Below are 8,360 nucleotides of genomic sequence, written 5' to 3'. Positions count from 1 at the left end.
TCAAAGGGGTCTCTGGTAACCAAAAGGCTAAAAGCCGGCTGGGACGATCAATTTCTCCTTAAAATTTTAAATCAAATTTAAATGCGTTGACCCTGCCGTCCACTTCGCTAATACGTTGTTTTAATATAACTTTAATATATTTGAGCTAACTAGGCCAAATATTTTGAGAATAATAACTATTATTTTTTTACTCCTTACAGCAAAAATGCTGCAAGCTCAACCTTATTATTTTAAGCATTATCAAGTAGAGAACGGATTATCTAACAACAGTGTTTTTGCTAATGTTCAGGATCAGAGTGGGTTCATGTGGTTTGGAACAAAAGACGGGTTAAACAGATTTGACGGCTATTCTTTTAAAACTTATCGCCATGATCCAGCAAATCCAGGAAGTATTGGAAGTGATAAAATCCATGCTTTACTCAGCGATAAAATTGCAGGTTTTTGGGTAGGTACAGATAAAGGCCTATACAAATTCAATCAGGTGAAAGAAACTTTTACACCCGTAAAAGAGACACTTGATATGGCTATCAACAATATGCTTATTGATCAGGAAGGTAATATATGGATACTCTCTTGGGGTAAAGTGTTTACCTATAATACATCAAGAAAAATATTTTCTATCGTTCATTTAGAAGATTTATTTATAGCAACCTCTATTTATTGCCGACAAAATGGCGAAATATTGATCACTAGCAATGATGCTACGATTGCTATATATAATAAATTAAGTAAATCTTTTGAAACATTGTACTGGTTAGACAAAAAAAACAAAGGAAATGTTGGAATGGTATCCACCATCATAGAAACAAATGACCAGCAGTTACTTATAGGGACCACCAACAACGGAATTAAGCTCTTCAACATGAAGACGAAAGTTATTAAAGACATTATCACACAAAATAAAGACAAAACAAATATTTTTGTTAGGGATATGCAAGCCTTTAATGATCAAGAATATTGGTTTGGTACAGAATCTGGTCTGTATATCTATAATCACATTAACGGAAAGATTACGCACTTAGAAAAACAATATAGCGACCCATATACTTTATCAGACAATGCAATATATGCACTTTGCAAAGATAAAGATGGCGGAATCTGGATGGGGACTTATTTTGGGGGAATTAACTATTACTCTACCCAGTCTTCAGTTTTCACAAAATTCTTCCCACAGCAGAATTCCATCAGCGGAAGTGCCGTAAGGGAAATATGTAAAGATAAAAATGGCACTTTCTGGATTGGGACTGAAGATGCAGGTCTGAATAAAATGGATTCCAAAACAGGGAATTTTATTGCTCTATATCCCAACGGAACTAAATACAGTATTGCGCATTCAAATATTCATGGTCTGCTAGCTGATGGTAACAAGCTTTGGATCAGTACCTTTGAACATGGTATTGATATAATGGACATAAATACCAATATTATTAAAAAACATTACCAGGCAGGAAAAGGAAATTCATTGAGATCTAACTTTGTTTTAAATTTACACAAAACTAAAGGTGGAGAAATCCTCGTTGCAACTACGAGTGGACTTTACCTATATAATCGTAAAAAAGATGATTTTGATGCCATACCAAATTTACCTTTTTATTTTTTCAACAACATTTTAGAGGATAGTGATGGTACCATTTGGGCAGGTACTTATGGCAATGGTCTTTTTAGTTTTAGATTGAGAGAGGGAACCTACAAGCATTACAATTACAACGAAAAGGATAAAAGTAGTCTGGCCAATAATACAGTGAATTGTATTTTTGAAGACAGTAGGAAAAACATCTGGGTTGCAACAGATGGTGGTGGATTCTCCTTATTTAATAAAGAAAAGTCAACATTTAAATCTTTTACAGTAAAAAATGGCTTACCAAGTAATTTCGTTTTTCGGATCGAAGAAGACAATGATTACAAATTATGGCTCAGCAGTACAAAAGGGTTAATTCGTTTTGATCCAAAAGATAAAACTGTAAAAGTTTATACAAAAGCTGATGGACTACTAAGTGATCAGTTTAATTATAATTCTTCCTTTAGAGATACAGATGGCAGAATGTTTTTTGGAAGCTTAAATGGACTCATTAGTTTCCAGCCAGAACAACTACATACAACCTCGAAAACCGCGCCTATTTTCTTAACGGGTTTCCAAATAGATAATACAGAAATCAATGATAAAAAAGAAGACTCTAAATTGATTAGGTCAATACTATATACCAATCAGGTTACACTTAATCATAATCAATCTTCTTTTAGTATAGATTTTGCCGCGCTAAATTACAACTCGCCTGAAACGACAGCATACGCTTACAAAATGAGTGGATTATACAATAACTGGTCCTATTTAAAGTCCAACAGGAAAGTATATTTCACTAAAATTACGCCCGGAGATTATGTATTTGAAGTCAAATCAATGATCAGTGGCAGTAAGGAATGGAGTAAGAATAATATTAAATTGCGCATTACTGTACTTCCTCCTGTTTGGAAAACAACTTTTGCATATTTATGCTATACTTTAATAATACTGGCTTTTATAACCATCCTCATCCTGAGATACCGTAAGAAAATGAAAATCAATAATAAAAGAAGGATGGAGATCTTTGAACATAAAAAAGAAAAAGAAATATACCAGGCTAAAATTGAATTTTTCACTAATATAGCTCACGAAATCAGAACTCCGCTTACCTTAATAAAAGGGCCCATGGAAAAACTTATCAAATATGCCAAGGAAGTCCCCCCTATAGAAAAAAACCTAAAAATCATGAACCGCAATACAGAGCGGCTACTTGCCCTAACTAATCAGCTGCTAGACTTCAGAAAAACAGAGATTAAGGGTTTTTCCTTAAACTTTGTAAAAGCCAACGTTTCAGACCTACTTCAGGACGTTGCTTTACAATTTCATGATGCCGCGGAGCAAAATAACATTAGCTATGAAACTATTCTCCCAGCCGAAAAACTCTTTGCTTATGTAGATGCGGAAGCATTCTATAAAATAATAAGTAATTTAGTAGATAACGCAATTAAATATAGCAAATTACATGTTAAGGTAATTTTAAGTATAAATGAGAGTCAAGATCAGTTCAGCATTCGCATTATAAATGATGGTAGGAAAATAGCATCAGAACTTAAAGACAAAATATTTGTACCATTTTTCAGAGCAAAAGAAGCGGAAATTACGCAAGGAACAGGAATTGGGTTGTCCATTTCAAGATCACTAACTGAACTTCATAAAGGACATTTATACTTGGAAAAAAGTGATTCTGACAATAATGTATTTGTAGCAAGCTTTCCAATTCATCAAATAATGGAGTTTAATTTAAAAGGTAAATGGAAAAAGATATAAAACAAGTTGTTTTGCTAATAGATGACAACGATGATATCCTGGAATTTATTTCCGATGATCTAAGTGAAAAGTTTCATGTTTTAACGGCAACAAATGGCATGGAAGGTTTAGCTATTCTGGAGAAGGAAATTATTCATTTAGTGATTAGTGACGTCATGATGCCACAAATGGATGGCTTTCAATTGTGCGAAAGAATAAAGTCAAGTATTGAATTCAGCCATATTCCTGTGATTTTATTAACTGCAAAAATTACGCTGCAGTCTAAGATACAAGGATTAGAATTAGGAGCAGACGTATATATCGAAAAGCCTTTCTCTCCAGAGTACCTTCAGGTACAGGTATCCAGTTTAATTGAAAATAGAAATAAGATTAAAGCTTATTTTTCTAGCTCTCCCCTACTTCATCTTAAAAGTGTTGCTCCTTCTAAAGCTGATGAAGAATTTCTGGAACGGATACAATGTATTTTAGATAAAAATATTGGTAATCCAGATCTTGATGTTGTACATCTAGCAAATAACATGCACATGAGCCGGCCAACTTTATATCGTAAAATTAAATCTATTTGTAATTATACACCTAATGAGCTTATCCAAGTATCGAGACTGAAAAAAGCAGCTGAATTACTTAATCAAAGAACACTTAAAATCTACGAAATTTCGGAAATGGTCGGATACAGCTCCCAAACACATTTCGGTAGAGTATTCTTTAAACAATTCGGAATGTCTCCTTCGGAGTATGTAAGTAACCAGCAAACTGAAAACAAAAAAACATGAAGTCTGAAGTTTAATAACCATGTTTTAAATCAACTCACTATTTCGATTAAGTTTTGGTAAATATTTCTAATCATATCGAATCTATTTTGAGAAATGTACTATAATACCCCTTCCAATTTTATCCATACATTTTCAGCGAGTATTTGTTGTCCTTTCGCAGTTGGATGTATACCATCATTTTGATTAAGTTTAGGTACACCCCCAACTCCCTTAAGTAAGAAAGGCACGAAAACCATCTTATTTTTTTTAGCTAACTTTTTGAACATATCTCTAAAATCAGAAGCATATTTGTCACCCATATTTGGTGGCACTTCCATACCCGCTAAAATCAGTTTTGCATCAGGATATTTAGATTTAACTTTATCAATTATTGCTTGAAGATTTGCTGTAGTTTCAGCAACAGGAACACCTCTCAAACCATCGTTGGCACCCAATTCCAGAACAAATACTTTGATGGGTTGTTTTAAAAGCCAATCAATCCTGTTCTTGCCCGCAGCAGAAGTTTCACCGCTTAATCCACCATTGATTACGCTGTAGGGCAATTTAAGGGAATCTATCTTTTTCTGGATGAGGGCAGGATAAGCTTCACTTTGATCCAAACCATAACCTGCGGTTAGACTTGTTCCAAAAAAAAGGATGTTTTCTTCCTTAACAGAAGCACTAGAAGTCATCGGTAAAGTATCAGCAGAACTCTTATTTAACCCGCCATCAACGGTTTCGTTTTTCTGATTATTAACACAGCCAACCATTAAAACACTATAAAAAACCAAAGTGCGTATTAAATTAACTTCTAACATAAATATGATATATAATTATAAAAAAAACCTTTACTTGTCAAACAACTATATTAAACATTTTACTTGATAACATAGTATATTTAACAATGGATTATAAGTTTAGTTTAAAAAAAAACTGATTATAATCAACAATCATCTATTCTAATAATTAGCTATTCGCTCTAATAATATGTCAGCAGAAAATATCCTAAAAATTGAAAATGTCAGCAAAATATATAAAAGTGCAGGAAAAGAATTAACTGTCCTTAATAATATTAACTTCTCTATTCCAGCAGGTGCTACGATAGCAATAACAGGTCCTTCAGGAAGTGGAAAAACTACCCTTCTCGGACTTTGCGCGGGTTTGGACAGGGCAAGTTCTGGCACTATTGAACTTAATGGTATTGATTTAGATCGACTAACGGAAGACGAAAGAGCTGCAGTACGAAATCGTTATGTAGGTTTCATTTTTCAAAACTTTCAGTTAATGCCAACCCTTACTGCAATTGAAAATGTGATGGTACCTATGGAATTAAGGGGAGAAAAAAATGTCCGCTCACATGCAATGGTATTGTTAGATAAAGTAGGATTGGCAGATCGCGCTCACCATTATCCAGTACAACTTTCCGGGGGGGAACAGCAAAGGGTTTCTCTTGCACGGGCTTTTTCAAATAAACCTGCCATACTCTTTGCAGATGAACCTACAGGAAATCTGGATGCAGAAACCGGCGAGAAAGTCGAGAATTTACTGTTCACCCTCAACCGCGATGCTGGAACTACCTTAGTTATTGTAACCCACGATCAAGAACTGGCTTCGCGTACCAGCAGGATTATAAAAATAAAAGGAGGTAAGGTAAATTCCGATGAACTTGTAATGCCGCTAGCAGGCAGAAAAATATAATATGATTGAGGATAAACTACTACCCACAAGATCAATAAACATAAGCTGGCTATTTAAAATGGCCTGGCGAGACAGCCGTCGAAATAGATCTCGTCTGCTACTTTTTATTTCATCAATTATTCTTGGCATAGCTGCATTAGTGGCTGTATATTCGTTCAGGGACAACCTGCAGCGGGATATAGAAAATCAGGCAAAAATACTTACCGGTGCAGACCTGATTATTGACACCAGAAAACCTTTGAGCAAGAAAGCAAGGGCTTTGCTGGATACACTTGGCGATGAAAAGGCAGCCGAAAGAAGTTTTGCTTCCATGATCTATTTTGTGAAAAATGAAGGAAGCAGACTGATGCAAATTAGAGCTCTGGAAGGGAATTATCCTTTTTATGGCGCTATTGAAACTACCCCCATAAAGGCAGCCATTAGTTTTAAGGATGGAAGAAAAGCCTTGGTAGATAAAACAGTAATGTTGCAATTCGATGCAAAAGTTGGGGATTCGATTAAAGTTGGCGCCCTTAACTTTGTAATAGCAGGGATACTTAATCATGTGCCAGGAGAAAGCGGAATATCCTCCACAGTAGCACCAATAGTTTATATCCCTTTAAAATTCCTGCAGGAAACTGGGCTCACTAAAATAGGCAGTCGCATACAATATAAATATTATTTCAGGTATAACAAACCGTCATCTGTAGCCAATATTGTTAAAAAATTGCAGCCTGCATTTGATAGTGAAGGACTGGATGCTGAAACGGTAGAATCCAGAAAAGAAGATACAGGCAAGTCTTTCAAGGATGTAAACCGTTTTCTAGCTCTTGCTGGATTTGTGGCTTTACTTTTGGGTTGTATCGGTGTTGGTAGTGCCATTCATGTTTATATTGGTGAAAAACTAGGAACAATTGCAACTTTGCGCTGTCTGGGGGTAAAAGCCTGGGAGGCATTTCTGATTTACCTCATACAAATCTTTTTTATTGGTTTGATAGGTGCAATAGCGGGTGCAACATTCGGTACTTTAATACAGTTTTTACTGCCTGCTGTATTAAAAGATTTTATCCCTGTCGAGATGACCATGCAAGTATCTTGGCCTGCTATAGCACAAGGATTAGGGTTGGGAGTAATCATTGCCCTCTTGTTTGCATTACCATCGCTGCTTTCTGTCCGACGAATATCACCATTAAATGCCCTAAGACTTTCATTTGAAAGGTCACATCAAAAAAAGGATCCTTTAAAATGGCTGGTCTATTTACTTATATTACTTTTTGTTTTTGGATTTACTTATCTGCAAATGCACAATTGGATAGAAGCCATCGTGTTTTCTGGAAGCATTTTGATTGCATTTCTTTTGTTATTTGCGCTATCCAGATTATTAATGTTTCTAGTACGCCGATTGATGCCAAATTCGATAAGTTATTTATGGAGGCAAGGGTTTGCCAATCTCTACCGACCAAATAACCAAACCGTAATGCTTACTGTCGCAATAGGATTGTCCACTACTTTTATCTGTACCCTATTTTTTATACAGGGAATATTGATGAATAGGGTTACACTTTCTTCAGGAGAGAAACAACCTAACATGGTTCTCTTCGACATCCAAAACGGCCAGAAAGATGCTGTTGCACAGCTCACAAAAGACTACAAGCTTCCTGTTATGAACCAGGTACCTGTCATAACAGTTAGAATTGAAGAAGTTAATGGAAAAACGGCTGCCGACTTAGCAAAGGCTGATAGTACTTTATCTTCAAAACAGGATACTACAGCAACATCCCGACGTGCTTTTCGAGGAGAATTAAGAGTTACGTTTCAGGAGCACCTTACCGCAGCAGAAAAAATAGTAAAAGGAATATGGACTGGTCGAGTACAACATCCAGGTGAAACGGTATATATATCGTTGGAAGAAAACTATGCTAGGCGAATCAACGTAGACCTTGGTGATAAAATAGTTTTCAATGTACAAGGTGTGTTGGTTCCTACCGTTGTAGGTAGCTTAAGAGAAGTAAATTGGAGCAAAATGCAAACTAATTTTCGGGTTGTTTTTCCTGCGGGAGTGCTCGAAGATGCTCCTCAATTTCATGTACTAATGACGCACGTTCCTTCCATTGAAACTTCGGCAAGTTTTCAAGCAGCTGTTGTACGTAGCTTTCCAAATGTCTCAGTGATTGATCTTAAACTGATATTAGAAGTATTGAATGAAGTGCTTTCAAAGATTGGTTTCGTCATCCAGTTTATGGCTGGATTTAGCATGGCCACAGGGTGGATTGTACTAATTTCCGCAGTGCTTACAAGTAAAAGCCAGCGTTTACAAGAAAATGTATTGCTGCGAACCTTAGGTGCAAGTAGAAAACAGATACTTACCATTACGGCTATAGAATATTTATTTTTAGGTGCGCTTGCTGCAGGAGCAGGAATGATACTTGCACTAACTGGAAGTTGGGCTTTAGCCAAATTTAGTTTTGCCACTAGTTTTACACCTCCACTATGGCCTATTGTATTACTCTTTGTATTGATATGTGTGCTTGTTGTAATAACAGGAGTATTGAGCAGCAGAAAAGTACTTGATCATCCCCCACTTGAAGTTTTGAACAACTAAA

The 8,360-nt window shown here is 35.8% G+C and carries 5 protein-coding genes; 4 read left to right on the top strand and 1 reads right to left on the bottom strand.

The annotated features are described in order from the left end of the window. Window positions 1-205 precede the first annotated feature (205 nt). Together AAKU52_RS11385 and AAKU52_RS11380 are read left to right on the top strand one after the other, a co-directional pair. Complete coding sequence (locus AAKU52_RS11385; RefSeq protein ID WP_354333487.1) at window positions 206-3,328, top strand: sensor histidine kinase; 3,123 nt, start codon at window positions 206-208, stop codon at window positions 3,326-3,328. Continuing rightward, entirely contained in the window at window positions 3,313-4,101 is a 789-nt protein-coding gene (locus AAKU52_RS11380; protein ID WP_354333485.1) for a response regulator transcription factor, read from the top strand. Before AAKU52_RS11385 ends, AAKU52_RS11380 begins: the two co-directional genes overlap by 16 nt. Window positions 4,102-4,199: 98 nt before the next feature. Here AAKU52_RS11380 and AAKU52_RS11375 read toward each other — a convergent pair whose 3' ends face one another. After that, the gene (locus AAKU52_RS11375; protein WP_354333482.1) at window positions 4,200-4,898 is read right to left on the bottom strand and encodes an arylesterase; all 699 of its coding nucleotides are present in this window, start codon (window positions 4,896-4,898) and stop codon (window positions 4,200-4,202) included. Window positions 4,899-5,067: 169 nt separating this feature from the next. Here AAKU52_RS11375 and AAKU52_RS11370 point away from each other — a divergent pair, with 169 nt between their 5' ends. Then, window positions 5,068-5,778: an ABC transporter ATP-binding protein gene (locus AAKU52_RS11370; RefSeq protein WP_354333480.1), complete on the top strand. Its 711-nt coding sequence runs from the start codon at window positions 5,068-5,070 to the stop codon at window positions 5,776-5,778. Window positions 5,779-5,836: 58 nt separating this feature from the next. Continuing rightward, entirely contained in the window at window positions 5,837-8,359 is a 2,523-nt protein-coding gene (locus tag AAKU52_RS11365; protein WP_354333478.1) for an ABC transporter permease, read from the top strand. The last annotated feature ends 1 nt before the right edge of the window (window position 8,360 follow it).

Source organism: Pedobacter sp. CG_S7 (assembly GCF_040544395.1).
Taxonomy (GTDB): domain Bacteria; phylum Bacteroidota; class Bacteroidia; order Sphingobacteriales; family Sphingobacteriaceae; genus Pedobacter.
Note: the sequence above shows the minus strand (reverse complement) of the source record. Positions and strands in the feature narration are given on the sequence as shown.